At 58.4% G+C, this 25,693-nt stretch carries 21 protein-coding genes; 17 read left to right on the top strand and 4 right to left on the bottom strand.

The window, feature by feature from the left end; genetic code table 11:
- Positions 1-109: 109 nt before the first annotated feature.
- The 4 genes from QU606_RS07555 to QU606_RS07540 form a co-directional block, all read right to left on the bottom strand.
- A complete protein-coding gene (locus QU606_RS07555) occupies positions 110-850 on the bottom strand; it encodes a YciK family oxidoreductase (protein WP_024074147.1) in 741 nt (246 codons plus the stop codon).
- A 76-nt stretch (positions 851-926) separates the two neighbouring features.
- On the bottom strand, positions 927-1,598 hold the full coding sequence (gene mupP / locus QU606_RS07550) for an N-acetylmuramic acid 6-phosphate phosphatase MupP (RefSeq protein WP_150293086.1): 672 nt from the start codon (positions 1,596-1,598) through the stop codon (positions 927-929).
- A gap of 4 nt (positions 1,599-1,602) precedes the next feature.
- Positions 1,603-2,301 (bottom strand): bifunctional 2-polyprenyl-6-hydroxyphenol methylase/3-demethylubiquinol 3-O-methyltransferase UbiG, encoded by a 699-nt coding sequence (ubiG, locus tag QU606_RS07545; protein ID WP_024074149.1) that lies wholly within the window; start codon positions 2,299-2,301, stop codon positions 1,603-1,605.
- 70 nt (positions 2,302-2,371) lie between these two features.
- Entirely contained in the window at positions 2,372-3,697 is a 1,326-nt protein-coding gene (locus QU606_RS07540; RefSeq protein ID WP_069075513.1) for a TRZ/ATZ family hydrolase, read from the bottom strand.
- 109 nt (positions 3,698-3,806) lie between these two features.
- Between QU606_RS07540 and mtnA the strand changes: the two genes are divergently transcribed.
- From mtnA to QU606_RS07455, 17 genes are all read left to right on the top strand, one after another.
- Positions 3,807-4,883: an S-methyl-5-thioribose-1-phosphate isomerase gene (gene mtnA / locus QU606_RS07535; protein WP_150056197.1), complete on the top strand. Its 1,077-nt coding sequence runs from the start codon at positions 3,807-3,809 to the stop codon at positions 4,881-4,883.
- Between the two features lie 423 nt (positions 4,884-5,306).
- Positions 5,307-7,961, top strand: a complete 2,655-nt coding sequence (gene gyrA, locus QU606_RS07530; RefSeq protein ID WP_024074152.1) for a DNA gyrase subunit A — start codon at positions 5,307-5,309, stop codon at positions 7,959-7,961.
- A gap of 212 nt (positions 7,962-8,173) precedes the next feature.
- On the top strand, positions 8,174-9,259 hold the full coding sequence (gene serC / locus QU606_RS07525) for a 3-phosphoserine/phosphohydroxythreonine transaminase (RefSeq protein WP_024074153.1): 1,086 nt from the start codon (positions 8,174-8,176) through the stop codon (positions 9,257-9,259).
- Positions 9,259-10,353, top strand: coding sequence for a prephenate dehydratase (gene pheA, locus QU606_RS07520; protein ID WP_003172650.1), 1,095 nt, complete (start codon positions 9,259-9,261; stop codon positions 10,351-10,353). Before serC ends, pheA begins: the two co-directional genes overlap by 1 nt.
- A gap of 9 nt (positions 10,354-10,362) precedes the next feature.
- Positions 10,363-11,475, top strand: coding sequence for a histidinol-phosphate transaminase (gene hisC / locus QU606_RS07515; protein WP_024074154.1), 1,113 nt, complete (start codon positions 10,363-10,365; stop codon positions 11,473-11,475).
- A 28-nt stretch (positions 11,476-11,503) separates the two neighbouring features.
- The gene (locus QU606_RS07510; RefSeq protein WP_304998612.1) at positions 11,504-13,714 is read left to right on the top strand and encodes a bifunctional prephenate dehydrogenase/3-phosphoshikimate 1-carboxyvinyltransferase; all 2,211 of its coding nucleotides are present in this window, start codon (positions 11,504-11,506) and stop codon (positions 13,712-13,714) included.
- Positions 13,711-14,400 carry a (d)CMP kinase gene (gene cmk, locus QU606_RS07505; protein WP_003172653.1) on the top strand — a complete coding sequence of 230 codons (690 nt, stop codon included), beginning with the start codon at positions 13,711-13,713 and terminating at the stop codon, positions 14,398-14,400. The genes QU606_RS07510 and cmk overlap by 4 nt, the downstream gene beginning before the upstream one ends.
- 120 nt (positions 14,401-14,520) lie before the next feature.
- The gene (rpsA, locus tag QU606_RS07500; protein ID WP_024074156.1) at positions 14,521-16,206 is read left to right on the top strand and encodes a 30S ribosomal protein S1; all 1,686 of its coding nucleotides are present in this window, start codon (positions 14,521-14,523) and stop codon (positions 16,204-16,206) included.
- 158 nt (positions 16,207-16,364) lie between these two features.
- Complete coding sequence (locus tag QU606_RS07495; RefSeq protein ID WP_024074157.1) at positions 16,365-16,649, top strand: hypothetical protein; 285 nt, start codon at positions 16,365-16,367, stop codon at positions 16,647-16,649.
- Positions 16,650-16,781: 132 nt separating this feature from the next.
- Positions 16,782-17,078, top strand: coding sequence for an integration host factor subunit beta (ihfB, locus tag QU606_RS07490; protein WP_003218804.1), 297 nt, complete (start codon positions 16,782-16,784; stop codon positions 17,076-17,078).
- On the top strand, positions 17,075-17,329 hold the full coding sequence (locus tag QU606_RS07485) for a hypothetical protein (protein ID WP_346772497.1): 255 nt from the start codon (positions 17,075-17,077) through the stop codon (positions 17,327-17,329). Before ihfB ends, QU606_RS07485 begins: the two co-directional genes overlap by 4 nt.
- A gap of 484 nt (positions 17,330-17,813) precedes the next feature.
- A complete protein-coding gene (locus QU606_RS07480) occupies positions 17,814-18,848 on the top strand; it encodes a polysaccharide biosynthesis protein (protein ID WP_277379287.1) in 1,035 nt (344 codons plus the stop codon).
- A 3-nt stretch (positions 18,849-18,851) separates the two neighbouring features.
- Positions 18,852-19,970 carry a capsular polysaccharide biosynthesis protein CapF gene (locus QU606_RS07475; protein ID WP_277379288.1) on the top strand — a complete coding sequence of 373 codons (1,119 nt, stop codon included), beginning with the start codon at positions 18,852-18,854 and terminating at the stop codon, positions 19,968-19,970.
- Between the two features lie 68 nt (positions 19,971-20,038).
- Positions 20,039-21,169, top strand: coding sequence for a non-hydrolyzing UDP-N-acetylglucosamine 2-epimerase (wecB, locus tag QU606_RS07470; RefSeq protein ID WP_277379289.1), 1,131 nt, complete (start codon positions 20,039-20,041; stop codon positions 21,167-21,169).
- Complete coding sequence (locus QU606_RS07465; protein WP_277379290.1) at positions 21,170-22,435, top strand: glycosyltransferase family 4 protein; 1,266 nt, start codon at positions 21,170-21,172, stop codon at positions 22,433-22,435.
- A 115-nt stretch (positions 22,436-22,550) separates the two neighbouring features.
- Entirely contained in the window at positions 22,551-23,564 is a 1,014-nt protein-coding gene (locus QU606_RS07460; protein WP_277379291.1) for a glycosyltransferase family 4 protein, read from the top strand.
- Between the two features lie 96 nt (positions 23,565-23,660).
- Entirely contained in the window at positions 23,661-25,655 is a 1,995-nt protein-coding gene (locus QU606_RS07455) for a nucleoside-diphosphate sugar epimerase/dehydratase (RefSeq protein ID WP_277379293.1), read from the top strand.
- Positions 25,656-25,693: the final 38 nt, after the last annotated feature.

Below are 25,693 nucleotides of genomic sequence, written 5' to 3'. Positions count from 1 at the left end.
CACCGCAATCGAAATGTGGGAGGGGGCTTGCCCCCGATGGCAGGGTGTCAGTCACTGTATCTGTGGCTGACCCACCGCCATCGGGGCAAGCCCCCTCCCACATTTGGTTTTACTGCGCGTCGAACGCCTGCCCATTGATCCCGGTACTGTCCGGCCCCATCAGGTACAGGTACACCGGCATGATTGCTTCCGGTGCCGGGTTATCCGCCGGGTTTTCCCCTGGGTACGCCTGCGCCCGCATGCTGGTGCGCGTGGCGCCTGGGTTGATGCTGTTGGCCCGTACGGGCGCAACTGTGTCGAGCTCGTCGGCCAGGGTTTGCATCAGGCCTTCAGTGGCGAATTTCGACACGCCGTAAGCCCCCCAATACGCACGGCCCTTACGCCCGACGCTGCTGGAGGTGAACACCACCGACGCATCCTGGGACAGCTTGAGCAGTGGCAGCAGCGTACTGGTCAACATGAACATGGCATTCACGTTGATGTGCATCACCCGCATGAAGTTCTCGCCGGACAACTGCTCGATCGGCGTGCGTGGGCCGATGATCGAGGCGTTGTGCAGCAGGCCGTCGAGGTGGCCGAATTCTTTTTCGATCATCGCGGCCAGCTCATCGTATTGATGGGGCAGGGCGGTCTCCAGGTTGAACGGGATGACCACCGGTTGTGGGTGGCCGGCGGCTTCGATCTCGTCATACACCTGGGCCAGGTTGGCTTCGGTCTTGCCCAGCAACAGCACGGTGGCGCCATGGGCCGCGTAGGTTTTCGCTGCCGCCGCGCCAATCCCGCGACCCGCACCGGTCACCAGGATGACCCGGCCTTTGAGCAGTTCTGGACGTGCAGAGTAATCAAACATAAAAAGCCTCGACAGAATTCAGTAGGTTGCAAACACCCACATTGGATCTTCCTTAGTCAGTAGAGCGCGTGAGCCATCAGCAACTGCACAGCGCGTTATCCAGCACCTTGCGCAGTTCCAGCGGGTGATCCACTACCACGTCCGCGCCCCAGTGACGTGGGTTGTCGTCCGGGTGGATATAGCCATAGGTCACCGCTGCGGTGCGGGTGCCGGCATCGCGGCCGGATTCGATGTCGCGCAGGTCATCGCCCACGAACAGCACGCTGGCCGGGTCCAGGTCGAGCATCTTGCACGCCAGGATCAGCGGCTCGGGGTGCGGCTTGCTGTTCGTCACGTGGTCCGGGCAGATCAGCAACGCCGACCGCTCGGCCAGGCCCAGTTGCTGCATGATCGGTTCGGCAAAGCGCACCGGCTTGTTGGTGACCACGCCCCAGATCAGCTTGGACTTCTCGATGTCTTCCAGCAGTTCGGCCATGCCGTCGAACAACGCGCTGTGAATCGCGCAGCCCTTGAGGTAGCGCTCCAGGAATTCCTGGCGCAGCTCTTCAAAGCCTGGGGATTCCGGGTCCATGGCGAAGGTCACGGCGACCATCGCCCGTGCACCGCCGGAAATTTCATCGCGGATGTGCTGGTCGTTGACCGGCGCGAGGCCGCGGTCAGCGCGCATGGCCTGGCAGATGGCGATAAAGTCTGGTGCGGTGTCCAGCAAGGTACCGTCCATATCGAAGAGAACCGCTCGCAACTTCACAGGCTCACTCCTCGCGCAGGGTCTGGATCATGTAGTTGACGTCGACGTCGCTGGCCAGCTTGTAGTGCTTGGTCAGCGGGTTGTAGGTCAGGCCGATGATGTCCTTGACGGTCAGCCCGGCCTGGCGGCTCCACGCGCCCAGTTCGGATGGGCGGATAAATTTCTTGAAGTCATGGGTGCCGCGCGGCAGCAGCTTCATGATGTATTCAGCGCCGATGATCGCGAACAGGTAAGCCTTGGGATTGCGGTTGATGGTGGAGAAGAACACCTGGCCGCCCGGCTTGACCATGCGGAAGCAGGCGCGGATCACCGAGGACGGGTCCGGCACGTGTTCCAGCATCTCAAGGCAAGTGACCACGTCGAACTGCTCGGGCAACTCGTCGGCCAGGGCTTCGGCAGTGATCTGGCGGTATTCCACGCTCACCCCGGACTCCAGCTGGTGCAACTGGGCCACGGCCAGCGGCGCTTCGCCCATGTCGATACCCATCACGGTCGCGCCGCGCTGGGCCATGGCTTCACTGAGGATGCCGCCACCGCAACCGACATCCAGCACCTTCTTGCCGGCCAGGTTGACGCGCTCGTCAATCCAGTTGACCCGCAGGGGGTTGATGTCGTGCAGGGGCTTGAACTCGCTTTCGCGGTCCCACCAGCGGTGCGCCAAGGCTTCGAATTTGGCGATTTCGGCGTGGTCAACGTTGCTCATGGTGCATCCTCTAAAACGGATAAATCGGTTTGCCGGTGCTGAACGCACGGGTTCAGCACCGGCGTTATGCTTAGTGCCCGCTGATGCGTCTACCCCAGGCAATGGCCGTGGCGGTCAACTGTTGTTCATCCATGCGGGTCAATTGCCGGTCGTCGAGCAACTGCTTGCCGGCGACCCAAAGGTGTTTCACGCAATCGCGTCCGGTGGCATATATAAGTTGTGAGACCGGATCGTAGATCGGTTGTTGCGCCAACCCTGAAAGATCGAAGGCCACGATATCCGCTGCCTTGCCGACTTCCAGCGAACCTATCTCGCTCTCCAGGCCCAGGGCCCGGGCGCCGTTGAGGGTCGCCATGCGCAGGGCGCGATGGGCGTCCAGCGCGGTGGCCGAGCCGGCAACGGCCTTGGCCAGCATTGCAGCCGTGCGGGTTTCGCCCAACAGGTCCAGGTCATTGTTGCTGGCGGCGCCATCGGTGCCGATGGCCACGTTGACGCCAGCCTGCCACAGACGCTCCACCGGGCAGAAGCCGCTGGCCAGTTTCAGGTTCGATTCCGGGCAATGGATCACGCTGGTGTTGCTTTCTACCAGCAAAGCCAGGTCATCCTCGCTGATTTGGGTCATGTGAACGGCCTGGAAGCGCGGGCCCAGCAGGCCGAGGCGGCCCAGGCGTGCCAGCGGGCGTTCGCCGGTCTGCTCCACCGCTTGTTGCACCTCATGCGCGGTTTCGTGCACATGCATATGGATTGCGGCGTCCAGCTCCTCGGCGATCACCCGGATCTTTTCCAGGTTGGCATCGCTCACGGTGTAGGGGGCGTGGGGGCCGAAGGTGATCCTGATGCGTGGGTGATGCTTGAGGTCGCCGAACAGCTCGATGCCCTGGCGCAGGGCTTCATCGGCGGTGCTGGCGCCGGGAATCGGGAAGTCGAGGATCGGAACCGCGATCTGTGCTCGCATGCCGCTGTTGTGCACGCACTCGCTGGCGACCTTGGGGTAGAAGTACATGTCCGAGAAACACGTAATGCCGCCCTTGAGCTGTTCGGCGATGGCCAGGTCGGTGCCGTCGCGCACGAAGGCTTCGTCGACCCACTTGGCTTCGGCGGGCCAGATGTGTTTTTCCAGCCAGGTCATCAGTGGCAAGTCGTCGGCCAGGCCGCGAAACAGGCTCATCGCCGCATGCCCGTGGGCGTTGACCAGGCCCGGGCTGAGCAGCATGCCCGGCAGCTCGCGGACTTCACGGGCCGAAAGCTTCAAGGCCGTCGCCCGTGGCCCGATAAAGGCAATGCGCCCATCGCGGATGCCCAGGGCATGCTCCTTGAGCACCACGCCGGCAGGTTCGACAGGTACCAGCCAGGTCGGCAGTAGCAATAAGTCGAGCGGGGCGGCAGTGGGGGTCATCGAAGGCTTCTTCCTGGGCAGCTATAAAAGAAGCGCGAAGTATACCCGAGCGTCCTGGCTGGCGGATCGCTATAATCGGCGGCTTTTGTTCATGAGAGCGGGGTGAGGGATGCGCGATCGACTGTTGGCCGCGGAGAAAGTGAAGGCCATCGATTGGCGTGATGGCGCACTGCACCTGCTCGATCAGCGTGTGTTGCCCTCGCGGGAAAGCTGGGTGAGCTGCTCCACGGTGGAGGAGGTGGCTGCGGCCATTCGCGCCATGGTGGTGCGCGGCGCCTCGGCCATCGGCATCAGCGCCGCCTATGGCCTGGTGCTCGCCGCCCGCGAACGCATCGCAGAAGGCGGCGACTGGCAGGCCGCGTGGGAAGAAGACTACGCACTACTGGCCGCGACTCGCCCGACCGCCTCGAACCTGTTCTGGGCCCTCAAGCGCATGCGCGACCGCCTGGACCGCGTCAAAAAGCACGCCGACCCGCTGGCGATGTTGGAAGCCGAGGCTATTGCAATCCATGAAAGCGATCGTGAAGCCAACCTTGTCATGGCCCAACTGGGCGTCGAACGGATTCGCAAGCACCAAGGCAATGCCCAGGCGATCCTGACCCACGGCAACGCGGGCGCGTTGGCGACGGGAGGCTTCGGCACGGCCCTCGGCGTGATTCGCGCGGCCTTCCTGGAGGGGTTGGTCGAACAGGTCTACGCCAACGAAACCCGGCCCTGGTTGCAAGGCTCGCGCCTGACCGCCTGGGAGTTGGCGGGCGATGGTGTTCCGGTGATGGTCAATGCGGATTCGGCGGGCGCGCATATTCTCAAGACCAAGGGCGTCACCTGGGTCGTTGTCGGCGCCGACTGTATCGCGGCCAATGGCGATGTGATCGGCAAGATCGGTACCTATCAACTGGCGGTGTGCGCCATGCACCACGGCGTACGGTTTATGGTGGTGGCGCCGAGCTCGACCCTCGACCTGATGATGGCGACCGGCGATGACGTGGCGCTGGAAGAGCGTGATGCCGATGAATTGCTGGAAGTCGCGGGCCAGCGCTTCGCTGCCGATGTGAGTGCCTATAACCCGGTGTTTGACGTGACCCCGGCCGACCTGATCGATGTGATCGTGACCGAAAAAGGCATCGTCGAGCGTCCTGACACGGTCAAGCTGGCCAAGTTGATGTGTCGTAAACGCCTGCATTGATGGCTGCGGTGTTTGTGAAATGGCTATCGGGGCAAGCCCCCTCTCACACTTGAATGGTGAACACAGTCAAAATGTGGGAGGGGGCTTGCCCCCGATTGGCCCTGAAAGTCAATAAAACCCTCCGATCCGCCCTCAAAAAAAAGCACCACCCCATCTCTGAGCCCCTCTCGTCCTCTTCAAGCCTGTCATCCGTCAAATTACTAGTCTCCATGCGCATCAGGGGGATAGGTGCGTGGCGGCGATTGTGATAACATCCGGCGGTTTCCAGGGTCGCCCCGAGGGGGGATCCTTAACGCGCAGATCCGTGTCATAACTCGTTGATTTGTCGTAAGTCGTTGTCAGGCACCATGCCGGCAGCGACGAGCTTCGTTCGTCCCATATGGATGCGACGAGGTTTCACCCGAAAAAGGAATCAGGCTTCTCATGGGCGAACTGGCCAAAGAAATCCTCCCGGTCAATATCGAAGACGAGCTGAAACAGTCCTACCTCGACTACGCGATGAGCGTAATTGTCGGTCGGGCACTGCCTGATGCGCGCGATGGCTTGAAGCCCGTGCACCGGCGTGTGCTGTTCGCGATGAGCGAGCTGGGTAACGACTGGAACAAGCCGTACAAGAAATCTGCCCGTGTTGTCGGTGACGTGATCGGTAAGTATCACCCTCACGGCGACACCGCGGTGTACGACACCATCGTTCGGATGGCCCAGCCGTTTTCCCTGCGCTACCTGCTGGTAGACGGCCAGGGCAACTTCGGTTCGGTCGACGGCGACAACGCCGCGGCCATGCGATACACCGAAGTGCGCATGACCAAGCTGGCGCACGAGCTGCTGGCCGACCTGCATAAAGAAACCGTGGACTGGGTGCCGAACTACGACGGCACCGAAATGATCCCGGCGGTCATGCCGACCCGTATTCCCAACCTGCTGGTCAACGGCTCCAGCGGTATCGCCGTGGGCATGGCCACCAACATCCCGCCGCACAACCTCGGTGAAGTCATCGACGGTTGCCTGGCCCTCATCGACAACCCTGAGCTGACCGTCGATGAGCTGATGCAATACATTCCCGGTCCGGACTTCCCGACCGCCGCGATCATCAACGGTCGCGCCGGCATCATCGAAGCCTACCGCACCGGTCGCGGCCGCATTTACATGCGTGCCCGCTCGATCATCGAAGACATCGACAAGGTCGGTGGCCGCCAGCAGATCGTTATCACTGAGCTGCCTTACCAGCTGAACAAGGCGCGCCTGATCGAGAAGATCGCCGAGCTGGTCAAAGAGAAAAAACTCGAAGGCATCACCGAGCTGCGCGACGAGTCCGACAAAGACGGTATGCGCGTGGTGATCGAGCTGCGTCGCGGCGAAGTGCCCGAGGTGATCCTCAATAACCTCTATGCCCAGACCCAGCTGCAAAGCGTGTTTGGTATCAACGTGGTTGCACTGATCGACGGCCGCCCACGCATCCTGAACCTCAAGGACCTGCTGGAAGCCTTCGTGCGTCACCGCCGCGAAGTGGTCACCCGCCGTACCGTGTTCGAACTGCGCAAGGCTCGCGAACGCGGCCACATCCTGGAAGGCCAGGCGGTTGCGCTGTCGAACATCGACCCGGTGATCGCCCTGATCAAGGCCTCGCCGACGCCGTCGGAAGCTAAAGAAGCGTTGATCAAGATGCCGTGGGAATCCAGCGCCGTAGTGGCCATGGTTGAACGCGCGGGTGCCGACTCTTGCCGTCCAGAGACCCTGGACCCGCAATACGGTCTGCGTGACGGCAAGTACTTCCTGTCGCCGGAACAGGCCCAGGCCATCCTTGAACTGCGCTTGCACCGCCTGACTGGCCTGGAGCACGAGAAGCTGCTGGCCGAGTACCAGGAGATCCTCAACCAGATCGGCGAGCTGATCCGCATCCTCAACAGCGCCGTGCGCCTGATGGAAGTGATCCGCGAAGAACTGGAAGTGATCCGTGCCGAATACGGCGATGTGCGCCGCACCGAAATCCTCGATGCGCGCCTCGACCTGACCCTGGGTGACATGATCCCGGAAGAAGAGCGCGTCGTGACCATCTCCCACGGCGGCTATGCCAAGACCCAGCCATTGGCTGCGTACCAGGCCCAGCGTCGTGGCGGTAAAGGTAAGTCGGCTACCGGCGTGAAGGATGAGGACTACATCGCTCACCTGCTGGTCGCCAACAGCCACACCACGCTGCTGCTGTTCTCCAGCAAGGGCAAGGTGTACTGGCTGAAAACCTACGAAATCCCGGAAGCCTCCCGTGCCGCCCGTGGTCGTCCGTTGGTCAACCTGCTGCCGCTGGACAGTGATGAATACATCACCACCATGTTGCCGGTCGAGGAATACACCGAAGGTCATTTCATCTTCATGGCCACCGCCAAAGGCACCGTGAAGAAGACCCCGCTTGAATCCTTCAGCCGTCAACGCAGCGTGGGCCTGATCGCCCTGGAGCTGGACGAAGGCGACGTATTGATCAGCGCGGCCATCACCGATGGCGAGCGTGAAGTCATGCTGTTCTCCGACGGTGGCAAGGTGACGCGCTTCAAGGAATCCGACGTTCGCGCCATGGGCCGTACCGCCCGCGGTGTGCGTGGTATGCGCCTGCCGGAAGGGCAGAAGCTGATTTCGATGTTGATCCCGGAAGAAGGCAGCCAGATCCTCACTGCTTCCGAGCGTGGTTATGGCAAGCGTACGGCCATCAGCGAGTTCCCGGAGTACAAGCGTGGCGGCCAAGGCGTGATCGCCATGGTCAGCAACGATCGCAACGGCCGTCTGGTCGGCGCGGTCCAGGTGCTCGATGGCGAGGAAATCATGCTGATTTCCGACCAGGGCACCCTGGTGCGTACCCGCGTAGCTGAAGTCTCGAGCCTGGGCCGTAACACCCAGGGCGTGACGCTGATCAAGCTGGCCAAGGACGAAAAACTGGTCGGCCTGGAGCGTGTCCAGGAGCCGTCGGAAGTCGAAGGTGAAGAGCTGGAAGGTGAAGAGTTCGAAGGCGAGGTGATCGCAAGCGGCGATGACAACGTCGACGAGCCAACCCTCGACGCTGCCGCAGACGAAGAAGAACCGCAGGAATAAGCGGACATACAGGGGGCGGATGAAGATTCGCCCCCTTGTTGTTTGTCCCCTTTGAAATAACAACGCCGCCCCCTGTAGGAGCGAGCCTGCTCGCGAAAATCGTCAACGATAACGCGGGCTGCCTGATACGCCCTTGCGCTCTCGGGTTTTTCGCGAGCAAGCTCACGCCTACAGTGTTTGATTTCAGTCCCACCAGATCAGAGAGATTGGATGTGAGCAAGAGAGCCTATAACTTCTGTGCCGGTCCCGCGGCGCTTCCTGAAGCAGTCCTGCAGCGTGCGCAGGGTGAACTCCTCGACTGGCATGGAAAAGGCCTCTCCGTGATGGAAATGAGCCATCGCAGTGATGAGTTCGTGTCCATTGCCACCAAGGCCGAGCAGGACCTGCGCGACTTGCTGGACATCCCTTCCGACTACAAAGTGCTGTTCCTGCAAGGCGGCGCGAGCCAGCAGTTCGCCCAGTTGCCGCTGAACCTGCTGCCGGAAGACGGCACTGCCGACTATATCGACACCGGTATCTGGTCGCAGAAAGCCATTGAAGAGGCTTCGCGCTACGGCCATGTCAACGTTGCCGGCACCGCCAAACCCTACGACTACTTCGCGATTCCAGGTCAGAACGAATGGAAGTTGTCGAAGGACGCGGCCTACGTGCACTACGTGCAAAACGAAACCATTGGTGGCCTGGAGTTTGACTGGGTGCCTGAAGTGGGGGATGTCCCGCTGGTGTGCGACATGTCTTCGGACATTCTTTCGCGCCCTATCGATGTGTCCAAGTACGGCATGATCTACGCCGGCGCGCAGAAGAACATCGGCCCGAGCGGCATCCTGGTCAACATCATCCGTGAAGACCTGCTGGGGCGTGCCCGCTCGGTGTGCCCGACCATGCTCAACTACAAGGTCGCGGCTGATAACGGCTCGATGTACAACACCCCGCCGGCGTTCGCCTGGTACCTGTCGGGCCTGGTGTTCGAGTGGCTGAAAGAGCAGGGTGGCGTGGCTGCCATGGGCAAGCTCAACGAAGAGAAGAAGCGCGTCCTGTACAACTTCATCGACGCCAGCGGCCTGTACAGCAACCCGATCAACCTGACCGACCGCTCGTGGATGAACGTGCCGTTCCGCCTGGCCGATGACCGCCTGGACAAGCCGTTCCTGGCCGGTGCCGACGCGCGTGGCCTGCTGAACCTCAAGGGCCATCGTTCAGTGGGCGGCATGCGCGCCTCCATCTACAACGCTGTCGACATCAACGCGATCAACGCGCTGGTGGCCTACATGGCAGAGTTCGAAAAGGAACACGGCTAATGTCTGAGCAAGAACTCAAGGCCCTGCGCGTGCGCATTGACAGCCTGGACGAGAAAGTCCTGGAGCTGATCAGTGAGCGCGCGCGGTGCGCCCAGGAAGTGGCACGGGTGAAGATGGCGTCCCTGGCTGAAGGCGAAGTGCCGGTGTTCTACCGGCCTGAGCGCGAGGCCCAGGTACTCAAGCGCGTGATGGAGCGTAACAAGGGGCCGCTGGGCAACGAAGAGATGGCGCGGTTGTTCCGCGAAATCATGTCGTCGTGCCTGGCCCTGGAGCAGCCGCTGAAGGTGGCGTACCTCGGTCCCGAGGGCACGTTCACCCAGGCTGCCGCCATGAAGCACTTCGGTCACGCGGTGATCAGCAAGCCGATGGCCGCCATCGACGAAGTGTTCCGCGAAGTGGCCGCCGGTGCGGTGAACTTTGGCGTGGTGCCGGTGGAAAACTCCACCGAAGGCGCGGTCAACCACACGCTGGACAGCTTCCTCGAGCACGACATGGTGATCTGCGGCGAAGTCGAGCTGCGCATCCACCACCACCTGCTGGTGGGCGAAAACACCAAGACCGACAGCATCAGCCGTATCTATTCCCACGCCCAGTCCCTGGCCCAATGCCGCAAGTGGTTGGACGCCCATTACCCGAATGTCGAGCGCGTGGCGGTGTCCAGCAACGCCGAAGCGGCCAAGCGGGTCAAGGGCGAGTGGAATTCGGCGGCGATTGCCGGTGATATGGCCGCTGGCCTGTACGGCTTGACGCGCCTGGCCGAGAAAATCGAGGACCGTCCGGACAACTCCACGCGCTTCTTGATGATCGGCAGCCAGGAAGTACCGCCGACCGGCGACGACAAGACGTCGATCATCGTCTCCATGAGCAACAAGCCTGGCGCGCTGCATGAGCTGCTGGTGCCGTTCCACGACAACGGGATTGACCTGACGCGCATCGAGACCCGTCCTTCGCGCAGCGGTAAATGGACGTATGTGTTCTTTATCGACTTCATCGGCCACCACCGCGATCCGCTGGTCAAAGGCGTGCTGGAGAAGATCAGTCAGGAAGCCGTGGCACTCAAGGTGCTGGGCTCTTACCCGAAAGCGGTTTTGTGAGGCTTTAACATGAGTGGCAACTTCCTCGCCCTGGCGCAGCCGGGCGTGCAACAACTGTCGCCTTACGTTCCGGGCAAGCCTGTGGACGAGTTGGCGCGTGAGTTGAACCTGGACCCGGCGAAGATCGTCAAGCTGGCGAGTAACGAGAACCCACTGGGTCCGAGCCCCAAGGTATTGGCGGCGATTCGTGAAGAACTGGCCGAACTGACCCGTTATCCGGATGGCAACGGGTTTGCCCTCAAGTCCTTGCTGGCGCAAAAGTGCCGGGTCGAGCTGAACCAGGTCACCCTGGGCAATGGTTCCAACGACATCCTTGAGCTGGTGGGGCGTGCCTATCTGGCACCTGGCTTGAACGCGGTGTTCAGCGAACACGCATTTGCGGTCTACCCGATCGTCACTCAGGCCGTCGGTGCCGAGGCGCGCGTGATTCCTGCCAAGGATTGGGGGCACGACCTGCCGGCGATGCTGGCGGCTATCGACGCCCAGACTCGCGTGGTTTTTATCGCCAACCCGAACAACCCGACCGGTACCTGGTTCGACGCGCAGGCGTTGAATGACTTCCTGCAAGACGTGCCTGAGCACGTGCTGGTTGTTCTGGACGAAGCCTATATCGAGTACGCCGAGGGCAGTGACCTGCCGGATGGCCTGGATTTCCTGGCGGCCTACCCGAACCTGCTGGTGTCGCGCACCTTCTCCAAGGCTTACGGCCTGGCGTCTCTTCGGGTCGGCTACGGCCTGTCGACGGCGGTCGTCGCTGATGTGCTGAACCGCGTGCGCCAACCTTTCAACGTCAACAGCCTCGCCCTGGCGGCGGCCTGTGCGGCGGTACAGGATACCGAGTACCTGGAAGAAGGGCGCCGCACCAACGAAAGCGGCATGCTGCAATTGCAGGAAGGCTTCCGTGAGTTGGGCCTGGGCTGGATTCCGTCCAAGGGCAACTTCATCTGCGTCGACCTCGGCCAAGTGGCCGCGCCAATCTTCCAGGGCCTGTTGCGCGAAGGCGTGATCGTTCGCCCGGTGGCCAACTACGGCATGCCGAATCACCTGCGTATCACCATTGGCTTGCCGGCTGAAAACAGTCGCTTCCTGGAGGCGCTGGCCAAGGTTCTGGCTCGTGGTTGATGTCACTGCATTGCAACCTGTTGTGCCTATGATCGGTCGCCTGGTGGTGGTCGGCCTGGGTTTGATCGGTGGCTCCTTCGCCAAGGGTCTGCGTGAAAGTGGGTTGTGTGGCGAAGTGGTGGGTGTGGACCTCGACCCGCAATCGCGCAAGCTGGCGGTAGAACTGGGCGTCGTGGATCGCTGCGAGGCGGACCTGGCGCTCGCGTGCCAGGGCGCGGACGTGATCCAGCTCGCCGTGCCGATCCTGGCCATGGAAAAACTGCTGGCGCTGTTGGCCGGCATGGACCTGGGCCAGGCGATCCTGACGGACGTCGGCAGTGCCAAGGGCAATGTGGTGCGTGCAGCGCAACAGGCCTTTGGCGGCATGCCGTCGCGTTTTGTACCGGGCCATCCGATTGCCGGTTCCGAGCAGAGCGGGGTGGAAGCCTCCAATGCGCAGCTGTTCCGCCGCCATAAAGTGATCCTGACGCCGCTGGAGCAAACCGACCCGGCCGCGCTGGCCGTGGTGGATCGTCTCTGGCGTGAGTTGGGGGCGGATGTGGAGCATATGCAGGTCGAGCGCCACGACGAAGTGCTGGCGGCGACCAGTCACCTGCCTCATCTGCTGGCGTTTGGCTTGGTGGATTCGCTGGCCAAGCGCAACGAGAACCTGGAAATTTTCCGCTACGCCGCGGGTGGCTTCCGCGATTTTACGCGGATTGCCGGCAGCGACCCGGTGATGTGGCACGACATCTTTCTCGCCAATCGCGAAGCGGTGTTGCGCACCTTGGACACCTTTCGCAGTGACCTCGACGCCTTGCGCGACGCGGTGGATGCCGGGGATGGCCATCAATTATTGGGCGTGTTCACCCGTGCGCGGGTGGCACGTGAACATTTCAGCAAGATCCTGGCGCGCCGGGCCTATATGGAAGCCGCAGTGAACGCCGATGACCTGACTTTCATCGCCAACCCGGGTGGCCGCTTGAGCGGGCGCATCCGGGTGCCGGGTGACAAGTCGATCTCCCATCGTTCGATCATGCTCGGTTCGTTGGCCGAGGGCGTGACGGAAGTCGAGGGGTTCCTTGAGGGCGAGGATGCCTTGGCGACTTTGCAGGCGTTTCGCGACATGGGCGTGGTGATTGAAGGGCCGCACCATGGGCGCGTGACTATCCATGGTGTGGGGCTGCATGGCTTGAAGCCGGCGCCAGGGCCGATCTACCTCGGCAATTCCGGCACTTCGATGCGACTGCTGTCCGGCTTGCTGGCGGCGCAGCGCTTCGACAGCGTCTTGACCGGCGATGCTTCGCTGTCCAAGCGCCCGATGAACCGCGTGGCCAAACCGTTGCGGGACATGGGCGCGGTGATCGAGACCGGACCGGAAGGGCGTCCGCCGTTGACCATTCGCGGCGGGCAGACGCTGAAAGGCCTGGCCTATGCGATGCCGATGGCGAGTGCGCAGGTCAAATCCTGCCTGTTGCTTGCCGGGCTGTATGCCGAAGGTAAGACGTCGGTGACCGAGCCAGCGCCGACCCGTGACCATACCGAACGGATGCTGCGCGGCTTTGGTTATCCGGTGGTGGTGGAGGGCGCGACGGCGTCGGTGGAATCAGGCCATGGACTGACCGCTGCCCACATCGAGGTGCCGGGGGATATTTCGTCTTCGGCGTTTTTCCTGGTGGCGGCGTCGATTGCCGAGGGTTCCGAGTTGTTGCTGGAGCATGTGGGCATCAATCCGACGCGTACCGGTGTGATCGATATCCTGCGGCTGATGGGCGCAGATATCAGCCTCGAAAATCAGCGGGAAGTGGGCGGTGAGCCGGTGGCTGACCTGCGGGTTCGTGCTGCTGTACTCAAGGGTATCGAGATTCCCGAGGCGCTGGTGCCCTTGGCGATCGACGAGTTTCCCGTGCTGTTTGTCGCCGCGGCTTGCGCCATTGGGCGAACCGTCTTGCGCGGTGCCGAGGAGCTGCGGGTCAAGGAGTCTGACCGTATCCAGGTCATGGCCGATGGTCTGCTGGCGCTGGGCGTGAAGTGTGAACCCACCCCTGATGGGATTATCATTGAGGGTGGCCCGATGGGGGGTGGTGAAGTCCATGCCCACGGCGATCATCGGATTGCCATGGCGTTCAGCGTGGCGTCCCTGCGGGCGACGGCGCCGATTCGTATCCGTGACTGCGCCAATGTAGCTACATCTTTTCCGAACTTTCTTACACTGTGTGCCCAAGTCGGCATCCGTGTTGCCCAAGAGGCTCAATTGTGAATATCAAAGCACCGGTGATTACCATCGACGGGCCAAGCGGCTCGGGCAAAGGCACGATCGCTGGCATCCTGGCCAAGCGCCTCGGCTGGTGCCTGCTGGACTCCGGCGCGCTGTACCGCCTGCTGGCATTTGCCGCACGCAACCATGGCGTCGACCTGACCAACGAAGAATCCCTGAAACTGCTGGCGGCGCATCTCGATGTGCAGTTCGTCGGCGCGACGGAAGGTCATCCGCAGCGCATCATCCTGGAAGGCGATGATGTGACCGACGACCTGCGTAATGAACAAGTCGGCTCCTGGGCTTCCCAGGTCGCCGCGCTGCCGGCCGTACGCGATGCACTGCTGCAGCGCCAGCGGGCATTCCAGGAGCCACCGGGCCTTGTGGCAGACGGTCGCGACATGGGGACCGTGGTGTTTCCTGAGGCACCGCTGAAGATTTTCCTGACCGCCAGTGCCGAGGAGCGTGCTCGCCGCCGCTACTTGCAGTTGAAGGGCAAAGTCGATGGTGTTAGTCTGTCGAGTCTGCTAGATGAGATCCGTGCACGCGATGAGCGTGATACCCAGCGCGCAGTAGCCCCGCTCAAACCGGCGGCTGATGCCATACAGCTGGATTCCACGGAGTTGTCCATCGAGCAGGTGCTGGAACGCATCTTGAGTGAAATCGCCATTCGCGATATCGCCGGGTGATCAAGAAGGCCGCAGGGGACCAGTCATAGTCCTGCGGTGGCTTCTTTTAACTGAAACTGACCCACACCGTCTGGGGTGTGGAGATGGGCGTATTCTTCGCCCTTATCAACAGGAATTAAAATGAGCGAAAGCTTTGCGGAACTCTTTGAAGAAAGCCTAAAAACCCTGAACCTTCAGGCAGGCTCCATCATCACCGGTGTTATCGTTGATATCGATTACCAAGCTCGCTGGGTAACCGTTCACGCTGGTCTGAAGTCTGAAGCTCTGATCCCGCTGGAACAGTTCTACAACGATGCTGGTGATCTGACAATCAATGTCGGTGACGAAGTTCACGTTGCTCTGGACTCGGTTGAAGACGGTTTCGGTGAAACCAAGCTGTCCCGTGAAAAAGCCAAGCGCGCTGAATGCTGGATTGTTCTCGAAGCAGCCTTCGCAGCTGAAGAAGTGGTCAAGGGCGTTATCAACGGTAAGGTTAAAGGCGGCTTCACAGTCGACGTTAACGGCATCCGTGCGTTCCTGCCAGGTTCTTTGGTCGACGTTCGTCCAGTGCGCGACACCACGCACCTGGAAGGCAAAGAACTCGAATTCAAAGTCATCAAGCTCGACCAGAAGCGCAACAACGTTGTCGTTTCCCGTCGCAGCGTGCTGGAAGCAGAGAACTCCGCCGAGCGTGAAGCTCTGCTGGAATCCCTGCAGGAAGGCCAACAAGTCAAAGGTATCGTCAAAAACCTCACCGACTACGGCGCATTCGTCGACCTCGGCGGCGTGGATGGCCTGCTGCACATTACCGACATGGCTTGGAAGCGTATCAAGCATCCTTCCGAAATCGTCAACGTTGGCGACGAGATCGATGTCAAGGTTCTGAAATACGATCGCGAGCGCAACCGTGTTTCCCTGGGCCTGAAGCAACTGGGTGAAGACCCATGGGTTGCTATCAAAGCCCGTTACCCAGAAAGCACTCGCGTCACCGCGCGTGTAACCAACCTGACCGACTACGGCTGCTTCGCAGAGCTGGAAGAAGGCGTGGAAGGCCTGGTACACGTTTCCGAAATGGACTGGACCAACAAGAACATCCACCCTTCGAAAGTCGTACAAGTCGGCGACGAAGTGGAAGTTATGGTTCTGGACATCGACGAAGAGCGTCGTCGTATCTCCCTGGGCATCAAGCAGTGCAAATCTAACCCATGGGAAGATTTCTCTGGCCAGTTCAACAAGGGCGATAAAATCTCCGGCACCATTAAGTCGATCACCGATTTCGGTATCTTCATTGGTCTGGACGGCGGCATCGACGGCCTGGTTCACCTATCCGACATCTCCTGGAACGAAGTGGGCGAAGAAGCTGTTCGTCGCTTCAAGAAGGGCGACGAGCTGGACACCGTTATCCTGTCGGTTGACCCAGAGCGCGAGCGCATCTCCCTGGGTATCAAGCAGCTGGAAAGCGATCCGTTCTCCGAGTACGTTCAAGAGAACGACAAAGGCGCAATCGTTAAAGGCATCGTGAAAGAAGTTGACGCTAAAGGCGCCATCATCACTCTCGCCAACGATATCGAAGCGACTCTGAAAGCCTCCGAAATCAGCCGCGACCGCGTTGAAGACGCGCGCAACGTTCTGAAAGAAGGCCAGGAAGTAGAAGCCAAGATCATCAGCGTTGATCGTAAGAGCCGCGTGATCCAGCTCTCCATCAAGTCGAAAGACGAAGTGGAAGAGAAAGAAGCTATCCAGAGCCTGAAAGCTGCTCCGGAAGCTGAAAAAGGCGAGACCACCATGGCCTCCCTGCTGCGCGAAGCAATGGCTAAGCAGAACTAAGTTCTGTAACGCTATAAAAAGGGGCGACTTCGGTCGCCCCTTTTTTTGCCTGAAATTTGTTGAATCAACCATCTAGAACCAAGACGTGTTGGCGGCGGTCTGAAGTGGCTATAGTCTTCGGAAGCGATCCCCGTGTTGCTGACTCAATAAGGATTTGGATGAACAGGCTTATCGTCATATGTGCAGTGGTAATGCTTGCAGGCTGCTCCGCCACCAGCGCCAAGACCCACGCCAAGCGCGGTGCCAGCGGTATCGAGGTCGACTGCTCGGGCCTTGGCAACAACTGGGATAAGTGCGAGAAGCGCGCCGCCCGTGAGTGCAAGATGCAGGGCTACAAGGTGATCACCCGGTCCAGTGACGCCAAGGATGAGGGGGGTGACTATCTGTTCGGCTGGAACCCGGCAGGGGCGGTGACTCGGACGATGTTGGTGATCTGCAATTGAGGGCGCAATGGGTGTCTTGCGGCTGTTTATCCATCCTGGAGATAAGTTGATACATGGGCTGTTCAAATTCATCAAGTCATGCTAAAACCTTCGAAGCGCTTTTCCTAGCTGCTTGAAAAAGAAGGGAAAAATATGACGAAGTCGGAGTTGATCGAACGAATTGTCACCCATCAAGGGCTGCTCTCATCCAAGGATGTAGAGCTGGCTATCAAGACTATGCTTGAACAGATGTCGCAGTGCCTAGCTACCGGCGATCGGATTGAGATCCGTGGGTTTGGGAGCTTTTCGCTGCATTATCGTGCGCCTCGTGTAGGTCGTAATCCTAAAACAGGTCAGTCCGTCAGCCTAGATGGGAAGTTTGTGCCTCATTTCAAGCCGGGGAAGGAATTGCGGGATCGGGTGAATGAGGATGAGGAAGAGGGCGTTTGATCGACTTTCAGGAGAACGTGATGCTAAGAGCCAGGCGCTTTTTAGTGGTTGTATCTGTTTTATTCTTCGCGCTCGGCGTTGTTTTTTTTGTGCTGGAAAATCAGCAAGGTACGACACTGTCATTTTTCGGCTGGTCTACCGTTGAGCTGCCTGTTTCGGTTTTTACGACCTTGGCGCTAGTGGTGGGGATGATCATTGGCCCGATGTTGGGGTTGGTAGTCGGTCTTAAGAAAGCTCGCCCGAAGACCTGATGCGGTTTGCAGAATACTGTCCTTATGGTCTGGGTGGCCCAGTAGAAGGTCGAGGCGCCCATCCTGTTTTTATGAGAGGGGGCTTTTACTCGTTTAATGGGGTTATTGAGCTTCTATCTGTATGAAATATTTCGCCGTTCCAGGACAGTGGCCGGTCAGCGTTACTCCCCTTCGTGGTGCGGGGATCGATCCCCATCCTCCTCATTGCCTTTAAGGTATATTGTTACGCATCCTGCATCAGTGTTCGCTTTTGACTTTAAGGATGCAGGCCTTAAAATAGCCACCAATTTCCATGCCCTTCATTTTTAACTGCACCACACAAAGCTTATTTTTCGGCTGTTTGCTAACAAGCTTCGACGTTTTCCTTGAACCTCTTCACTGTTGAGCATTCCGGGGCGGCATGTTGGCTTTGTTGGTCTGCAGGCATTGAGGTGAGTGGCCGACTAGAAGCTTGTCGTGCTGTGCGTGTTGCTTAGGACTTAATATGTTCAGCGGAAAAACGCTTCTTATCACCGGTGGCACCGGTTCATTCGGCAACGCCGTCCTAAAGCGCTTCCTCGACAGTGATATTGCAGAAATCCGCATCTTCAGTCGCGATGAGAAGAAGCAGGATGACATGCGCAAGCGCTACGCCGACACCAAGCTCAAGTTCTACATAGGTGATGTGCGCGACTATCAAAGTGTGCTCAATGCCACGCGGGGTGTGGACTACATTTTCCACGCGGCCGCACTGAAGCAGGTGCCTTCCTGTGAGTTTCATCCGATGGAAGCGGTCAAGACCAACATTATCGGCACTGAGAATGTCCTGGAGGCCGCTATCCAGAACACGGTCAAGCGAGTGGTTTGCCTGAGTACCGACAAGGCTGTCTACCCTATCAATGCCATGGGTATCTCCAAGGCGATGATGGAAAAAGTTATGGTTGCAAAGTCCCGTAATGTGAATGATGCCAAGACCGTTATCTGCGGTACCCGCTACGGTAATGTGATGGCTTCACGGGGCTCTGTCATTCCTTTGTTCATTGAGCAGATTCGTGCAGGTAACGCACTGACGTTGACTGATCCAAACATGACTCGCTTCATGATGACGCTGGCGGATGCTGTCGATCTGGTGTTGTATGCTTTCGAGCACGGTCGCAATGGCGATCTTTTTGTTCAGAAAGCACCTGCTGCGACCGTCGAGACCTTAGCCAAGGCACTGACTGCAATGGTCGGCAGACCTGAGCACCCCATCCAGATCATCGGCACTCGCCATGGCGAAAAACTCTTTGAGGCGTTGTTGAGTCGTGAAGAAATGGCCTGCGCTGATGACAAGGGAGATTACTACCGCATTCCCCCCGATCTGCGTGACTTGAACTACTCAAAATTTGTAGAGCAGGGTGAAGAAAAGATCTCCCGTACCGAAGACTACAACTCCCATAACACTGAGCGGCTGGATGTAGCTGGCATGCAACAGTTGCTGCTCAAACTTGAGTTCATGCAAGCGATCCAGCGTGGCGAACTCGCTACGCCGGAGGAATGAGTGATGAAGGTACTGATCACCGGAGCCAACGGTTTTGTCGGCAAGAACCTGATTGCGCATTTGAGCGAGCGTAGTGATATCGAAGTTGTCGCATTTACCCGTGATAACAGCATCGCACAACTGCCAGCGTTGGTTGCCGAGGTGGATTTTGTATTCCACCTGGCAGGCGTCAATCGGCCGCAATCGTCCGATGAGTTCAAAGTGGGCAACACTGACCTCACGCTGGCGCTATGTGAGGCCATCAAGGAAAGTGGCAAGCTCACTCCGGTGCTCTACACCTCGTCGACGCAGGCTGGCCGTGATAATCCCTACGGTGTCAGCAAGTTGGCTGCTGAGCACGCATTGCACGATCTACAGGCGAACTACGGGGCCAGGGTGCATGTCCTGCGCCTGCCCAATGTGTTCGGTAAGTGGGCGCGACCTGACTACAACTCGGCCGTGGCGACTTTTTGCCACAACATCACCCGAGGCCTGCCGATCCAGGTCAATGATCGACAAGCGATGGTCAGCCTGGTTTACATCGACGATGTCGTCGACTGTTTTATCCAGATAATGGACTCGAGTCTACATCACGGCTCTGAGGCTCAGGTGAGCCCGGTTTACAGCATTTCCGTCGGGGAGCTGGCGGATCAGTTGTACGCGTTTCGCGACAGCCGCGACACGTTGATCAGTGAGGCCGTTGGTACAGGCTTGGTGCGAGCGCTCTACTCAACCTACGTCAGTTACCTGCCCGTAGAGCAATTCACTTATGACGTTCCGAAGTATGGCGACCCGCGCGGTGTTTTCGTTGAAATGCTGAAGACCAGGGACAGTGGGCAGTTTTCCTACTTCACCGCGCACCCTGGCGTCACACGTGGTGGTCATTACCACCACAGCAAGACAGAAAAATTTCTGGTAATCAAAGGCAAGGCCTGCTTCCGTTTTCGCCATATCGTATCGGGTGAATTCCATGAGCTGTTCACTCAGGGTGAACAGCCTCGGGTGGTGGAGACGGTGCCTGGTTGGACTCATGACATTACCAATGTCGGCGAAGACGAAATGATCGTCATGCTCTGGGCTAACGAGATTTTTGATCGTGAGCGGCCAGACACCTTTGTGATGCCGGTGGCTACTCAAGCTTGAGCATGGGTGCATCAGGCAATGCATGGTGCGAACAGCTCCGATGCCAATGATTCTGGAAGAGTGTTGAAATGAAAAAGCTGAAAGTTGTCACGGTCGTGGGGACTCGTCCCGAAATCATTCGCTTGTCGCGGGTGATTGCCAAGCTGGATGAACACTGTGAACACATCCTGGTGCATACCGGGCAGAACTACGATTACGAATTGAACGAGATTTTTTTCCAGGATCTCGGTATTCGTAAGCCCGATCATTTTCTCAATGCAGCGGGCGCGAGTGGTGCGCAAACGATCGGCAACGTGATCATTGCGGTGGACCAGGTGCTGGAAGAGGTGAAGCCAGAAGCCCTTCTGATTCTCGGCGACACCAACAGCTGCATGGCGGTGATTCCGGCCAAACGCCGTAAAATCCCGACATTTCACATGGAAGCAGGCAATCGCTGTTTTGACATGCGTGTTCCTGAAGAGATCAATCGCCGCATCGTTGATCACACCGCAGACATCAACCTGACCTATAGCAGCATCGCGCGTGATTACCTGCTGAGCGAAGGATTGCCGCCGGATAGGGTGATCAAGACCGGTAGCCCTATGTTTGAAGTGCTTAATTATTACCGTGATGGCATCGAAACGTCGGATGTACTAGGGCGGCTCAGTCTGGAAGCCGGCAAGTTTTTCGTGGTGAGTGCCCACCGTGAAGAAAACATTGATTCCGACAAAAACTTTATCAAGTTGGTCGGCGTGTTGAACACCGTTGCTGCCCAGTATGATTTGCCGGTGATCGTGACCACGCACCCTCGTACGCAAAAGCGCGTTGACGCGATGGGCGTAACCTTTCACAAGAATGTGCAATTGCTCAAGCCGCTGGGGTTCAAGGACTACAACAAACTGCAACTGACGGCCAAGGCGGTGCTATCGGACAGTGGCACCATCAACGAAGAGTCATCGATCCTCAATTTCCCTGCACTGAATCTGCGTGAGGCCCATGAGCGGCCTGAAGGGATGGAGGAGGCGGCGGTCATGATGGTCGGACTGGAAGTTGAGCGCGCCCTGCAAGGCCTGCAGCTCCTGGAAAGCCAGGCAACTGGGGCGGAGCGGACGTTGCGGTTGGTTGCCGATTACAGCATGCCAAATGTTGCCGAAAAGGTTGTGCGGATCATCCATAGCTATCGTGACTACGTTATGCGCACTGTATGGAAGCAATATTGATTGGATAGCCTCTCCCAGGAAAAACCACTGAAGATTCTGGTGGTGACCCAGTATTTCTGGCCCGAGAACATGCGTATCAACAACATGGTCGAAGGCTTTGTCGCCAAAGGTCATGATGTGACGGTGCTCACGGGTCTACCTAATTACCCGGAAGGGCAGATTTTTGCCGATTTTCGGAGTGATCCTACGCAGTTTTCCAATTATCAGGGAGCCCATGTGATCAGGGTGCCGATGTTGGTGCGAGGTAAGGGCAATTTCACGCTGGCCATGAATTACCTCTCGTTTTTCAGCAGTGCCTCAGTCATTGGCAGTTACAAACTGCGTGGTCAGTCGTTCGACTCCATCTTTGTGTATGGCGTGTCGCCTATCATGGGGGCGATCCCTGCTCTGTTGCTTGGGCGATTGAAAAGGGCTCCGGTACTCATATGGGTGCTGGATCTTTGGCCGGAAAGCCTTAGGGCGGTTGGGGTTGTCGAAAGCCCGAAATTGCTTGGACTGGTTGGCAAGGTGGTGTCCTGGATCTACAACCGTACTGATTACCTGTTGTTGCAGTCGCGTTCGTTTGACCAGAACGTCAAGGAGTACTGCACACGTGCAATTGGCGCCGATCGGTTGGTGTATTTCCCTAGTTGGGCCGAGGATGAGTTTTCCGGAGAGGTGCAGGGACCTTCGGATCTACTGCAGCGTGACGATGCCGTATTTACGATCCTTTTCGCCGGTAACATCGGCGATGCTCAGGATTTTCCAGCCATCATGGCCGCAGTCAAGGCTGTCGAAGCCGATCTGCCTGTACGCTGGGTGATTGTGGGGGATGGTCGGGCAAGTCAATGGCTGACCAAACATGTGGCGGAAAACCGCATGGACAACGTGATGCTGCTTGGTAGGCATCCCTTGGAAAAAATGCCGGCGCTGTTCGCCGTCGCGGACGCCTTGCTGGTTTCGTTGAGGACTAATGATGTTTTCGAGAAAACCATTCCAGGCAAGGTTCAGGCTTACCTGGCTTCGGGGAAACCCGTAATTGCCATGATTGACGGCGAAGCGGCCAAAGTCGTTGTAGAGTCCGGTGCGGGAATGGTGTGTGGTTCGGGCGATGCTCAAGGATTGGCGCGTATCGTGCGCACCATGGGCGTCTTACCCAAGTCCGAGCTTGAGAACATGGGCCTGCAGGGCAGACGTTACTACCTTGAGCATTTTTCCAAGGACACTTTGTTCGACCGTCTTGAGGCGCTATTTAGAAAAGCGACCTTGAGGCGTAATGATCGATGACCAGAACCCTTTGCTCATCAATGCGGTTCATGACGGCGAAGCGTTACCTGTGTAAAGCGCCTGTCAGGTCTAACCAGCCCTTTTGCCCGTATCTGTTTCAGGAATTGTTTGCGAAATGACCATCTGGTTTGTGTTTGCCGCAGTACTCCTAGCGTCGCTTCTGTTGACCTGGGTACTGCGTCGCTATGCTTTATCGCGTAGCTTGATGGACATTCCCAATGGTCGCAGTTCGCACTCTGTTCCCACGCCGCGAGGAGGGGGGGTCGCAATCGTGCTGACTTACCTGGTGGTGTTGGTGCTCGTGGCGCTTGCCGGCTGGGTCAGTTGGAGTGCTGCATGGCCATTGCTGGGGGCGGGAGTATTGATCGCCGTGGTTGGGTTTCTCGATGATCACGGCCATATAGCTGCCCGTTGGCGTCTATTGGCCCATTTCGGCGCCGCCATTTGGGCGTTGTGTTGGATGGGAGGGCTGCCCACGATCAGCCTGAGCGGGGTTGAATTGGACCTCGGGTGGTTCGGGCATGTGCTGGCGGCTCTGTATTTGGTCTGGATGCTGAACTTGTACAACTTCATGGATGGTATTGACGGCATTGCCAGCGTCGAGGCCGTCTGCGCTTGTTCAGGGGCGTGCTTGGTGTACTGGCTGACAGGACTGGAAAGTCTCATGCTCGCACCGATGTTGTTGGCGGTCGCCGTGCTTGGATTTTTGTACTGGAACTTTCCCCCCGCGCGCATTTTCATGGGCGATGCGGGGAGTGGCTTCTTGGGGGGCGTGATCGGCGTGTTGTCACTGCAAGCGGCCTGGGTGGCCCCTCAGATGCTGTGGGTGTGGCTGATTTTGCTGGGCGTATTTGTTGTTGATGCCACCTTCACCTTGGGGCGACGCCTGTTGCGGGGGGATAAGGTATATGAAGCGCACCGCAGTCATGCCTATCAGTATGCATCGCGCCAGGCCGGGCGCCACTTGCCAGTGACGCTGACGGTGATGGCGATCAATCTATTGTGGTTGCTGCCTATCGCTCTCTTCGTTGGCTTGGGCTTTGACGGTGTTATTGGGCTACTGGTGGCGTATGTTCCGCTTATAGTGTTGGCGATCAAGTTTCATGCGGGCGAGTTGGAAAAAGTGTGATTGTTGGTTGGGGCTGGTGTTTGAAAAGGTTGCTGCACACGTACGTGACTGCCATTTTTTGCTGGCAGTACTAGGGACTGAGGTATAAAAGGGTTTATGGATAGTCTACGTGCCCGATTAGTGGGCTTGCCGCGCAGGCATAAACGTTTCTTGCAAGTAGTGACCGACATCGTCCTGGTGTGGGGGGCACTGTGGCTGGCATTTGTCGTTCGCCTGGGGTTTGATGACCTTAACAATCCCTTCGTAGTTCATTTTTGGCTGTTTCTCAGCGCGCCGGTTATTGCCATCCCGCTATTTATCCACTTTGGCATGTACCGGGCGGTCATGCGTTATTTCGGCAATGACGCACTGATTGCAATCATCAAGGCCGTGAGCCTCTCTGCATTGTTGCTGGCGCTGGTGGTGTACTTGTACAGCAATCACCAGACGGTGGTGCCGCGTTCGATCGTATTCAACTATTGGTGGTTGAGCATGGTCATCATTGGCGGCCTGCGCCTGGCCATGCGTCAGTACTTTCAGGGCGACTGGTTTACCGCGGCGCAACACGTGCCGTTCACCAGTCGTGATGATGGTTTGACTAAGGTCGCTATTTACGGTGCCGGGGCTGCGGGTAATCAATTGGTGGCCGCCTTGCGGCTAGGGCGGGTAATGCGTCCGGTGGCCTTCATCGATGATGACAACGGGATCTCGGATCGCATCATCTCGGGGTTACAGGTGTACAAGCCCAAGCGGATCCAGCAGATGATCGATGAGACGGGCGCCGAAGAGCTGTTGCTGGCCATCCCGTCATCTACACGGGCTCGCCGTCGAGAGATACTGGGTTATCTGGAGGGATACCCGCTGCATGTGCGTAGTGTTCCCGGTTTCATGGATCTGGCCAGCGGTCGCGTCAAAGTCGATGACATCCAGGAAGTCGACATTGCCGACCTGCTGGGTAGGGACCCTGTACCTGCGCAGCCCGAACTGCTGGAGCGATGCATCAAGCACCGTGTCGTGCTGGTTTCTGGCGCGGGCGGTTCGATCGGGTCGGAGCTTTGCCGGCAGATTCTCACGCTGGAACCCACCAGCTTATTGTTGTTCGACCATAGTGAGTACAACCTCTACTGCATCCTTTCCGAACTTGAGCAGCGAGTTCAATCAGAATCGTTGAATGTGACGTTGCTACCCATCCTCGGTTCGGTGCGGCATCAGGACAAACTGCTGGAGGTCATGAACACCTGGTCAGTTGATACGGTCTACCATGCGGCAGCCTATAAGCATGTGCCCATGGTTGAGCACAATATTGCCGAGGGTATCCTCAATAATGTGATTGGCACCCTGAATACTGCGCAGGCCGCGTTGCGGGCGGGTGTCGAGAACTTTGTGCTCATTTCAACCGACAAGGCTGTGCGGCCAACCAACGTCATGGGCAGCACCAAGCGGTTGGCAGAGCTTGTGTTGCAAGCCTTGAGCAAGGAGTTGGCGCCGACGTTGTTTGGTGATGCATCGAATATCGCGCGCGTCAACAAGACCCGTTTCACCATGGTTCGCTTTGGCAACGTACTGGGTTCGTCAGGTTCAGTTATCCCGTTGTTTCATAAGCAGATCCAGGCGGGAGGCCCTTTGACGGTGACTCATCCGAAGATAACCCGCTATTTCATGACTATTCCCGAGGCGGCGCAACTGGTTATCCAAGCGGGCTCGATGGGGCAGGGGGGCGACGTTTTCGTGCTGGATATGGGTGAGCCTGTAAAGATCGTAGAGCTCGCAGAAAAGATGATTCATCTCTCGGGCCTGAGTATCCGCTCCGAGAAAAACCCGCACGGAGATATCCTGATTAGTTTCAGTGGGCTGCGTCCTGGTGAAAAGCTATATGAAGAGTTGTTGATTGGCGACAACGTGGCGCCAACCCGTCATCCAATGATCATGCGAGCCAATGAAGAGCTTCTGGGGTGGGAAGTACTCAAGGGTAGGTTGCAGGGGTTATTGACGGCTGTTGAGGAGGGCGATTTTGCGCTCGTCAGGCAACTCTTGAAAGACACCGTCAGTGGCTATAGCCCGGAAGGTGAAATCGTCGACTGGATGCACATTCAGCGACACCGCGAAGTCTGATCATCTTGTCAACGCCCTGATGGGCCTATGTGGGCCCA

Origin of the sequence: Pseudomonas sp. OVF7, assembly GCF_030644265.1 — a bacterium.
Classification (GTDB): domain Bacteria; phylum Pseudomonadota; class Gammaproteobacteria; order Pseudomonadales; family Pseudomonadaceae; genus Aquipseudomonas; species Aquipseudomonas gorinensis.
Note: the sequence above shows the minus strand (reverse complement) of the source record. Positions and strands in the feature narration are given on the sequence as shown.

What these genes read in the sequence shown, in the direction of transcription:
- QU606_RS07495 (WP_024074157.1), top strand. Translation starts at nt 16,365, where the DNA reads ATGAACAGGCTTATCGTCATATGTGCAGTGGTAATGCTTGCAGGCTGC.
- hisC (WP_024074154.1), top strand. Translation starts at nt 10,363, where the DNA reads ATGAGTGGCAACTTCCTCGCCCTGGCGCAGCCGGGCGTGCAACAACTG.
- QU606_RS07540 (WP_069075513.1), bottom strand. Translation starts at nt 3,697, where the DNA reads ATGACCCCCACTGCCGCCCCGCTCGACTTATTGCTACTGCCGACCTGG.
- gyrA (WP_024074152.1), top strand. Translation starts at nt 5,307, where the DNA reads ATGGGCGAACTGGCCAAAGAAATCCTCCCGGTCAATATCGAAGACGAG.
- QU606_RS07555 (WP_024074147.1), bottom strand. Translation starts at nt 850, where the DNA reads ATGTTTGATTACTCTGCACGTCCAGAACTGCTCAAAGGCCGGGTCATC.
- pheA (WP_003172650.1), top strand. Translation starts at nt 9,259, where the DNA reads ATGTCTGAGCAAGAACTCAAGGCCCTGCGCGTGCGCATTGACAGCCTG.
- QU606_RS07475 (WP_277379288.1), top strand. Translation starts at nt 18,852, where the DNA reads ATGAAGGTACTGATCACCGGAGCCAACGGTTTTGTCGGCAAGAACCTG.
- ubiG (WP_024074149.1), bottom strand. Translation starts at nt 2,301, where the DNA reads ATGAGCAACGTTGACCACGCCGAAATCGCCAAATTCGAAGCCTTGGCG.
- QU606_RS07510 (WP_304998612.1), top strand. Translation starts at nt 11,504, where the DNA reads ATGATCGGTCGCCTGGTGGTGGTCGGCCTGGGTTTGATCGGTGGCTCC.
- QU606_RS07460 (WP_277379291.1), top strand. Translation starts at nt 22,551, where the DNA reads ATGACCATCTGGTTTGTGTTTGCCGCAGTACTCCTAGCGTCGCTTCTG.
- QU606_RS07455 (WP_277379293.1), top strand. Translation starts at nt 23,661, where the DNA reads ATGGATAGTCTACGTGCCCGATTAGTGGGCTTGCCGCGCAGGCATAAA.
- ihfB (WP_003218804.1), top strand. Translation starts at nt 16,782, where the DNA reads ATGACGAAGTCGGAGTTGATCGAACGAATTGTCACCCATCAAGGGCTG.
- rpsA (WP_024074156.1), top strand. Translation starts at nt 14,521, where the DNA reads ATGAGCGAAAGCTTTGCGGAACTCTTTGAAGAAAGCCTAAAAACCCTG.
- QU606_RS07480 (WP_277379287.1), top strand. Translation starts at nt 17,814, where the DNA reads ATGTTCAGCGGAAAAACGCTTCTTATCACCGGTGGCACCGGTTCATTC.
- wecB (WP_277379289.1), top strand. Translation starts at nt 20,039, where the DNA reads ATGAAAAAGCTGAAAGTTGTCACGGTCGTGGGGACTCGTCCCGAAATC.
- mtnA (WP_150056197.1), top strand. Translation starts at nt 3,807, where the DNA reads ATGCGCGATCGACTGTTGGCCGCGGAGAAAGTGAAGGCCATCGATTGG.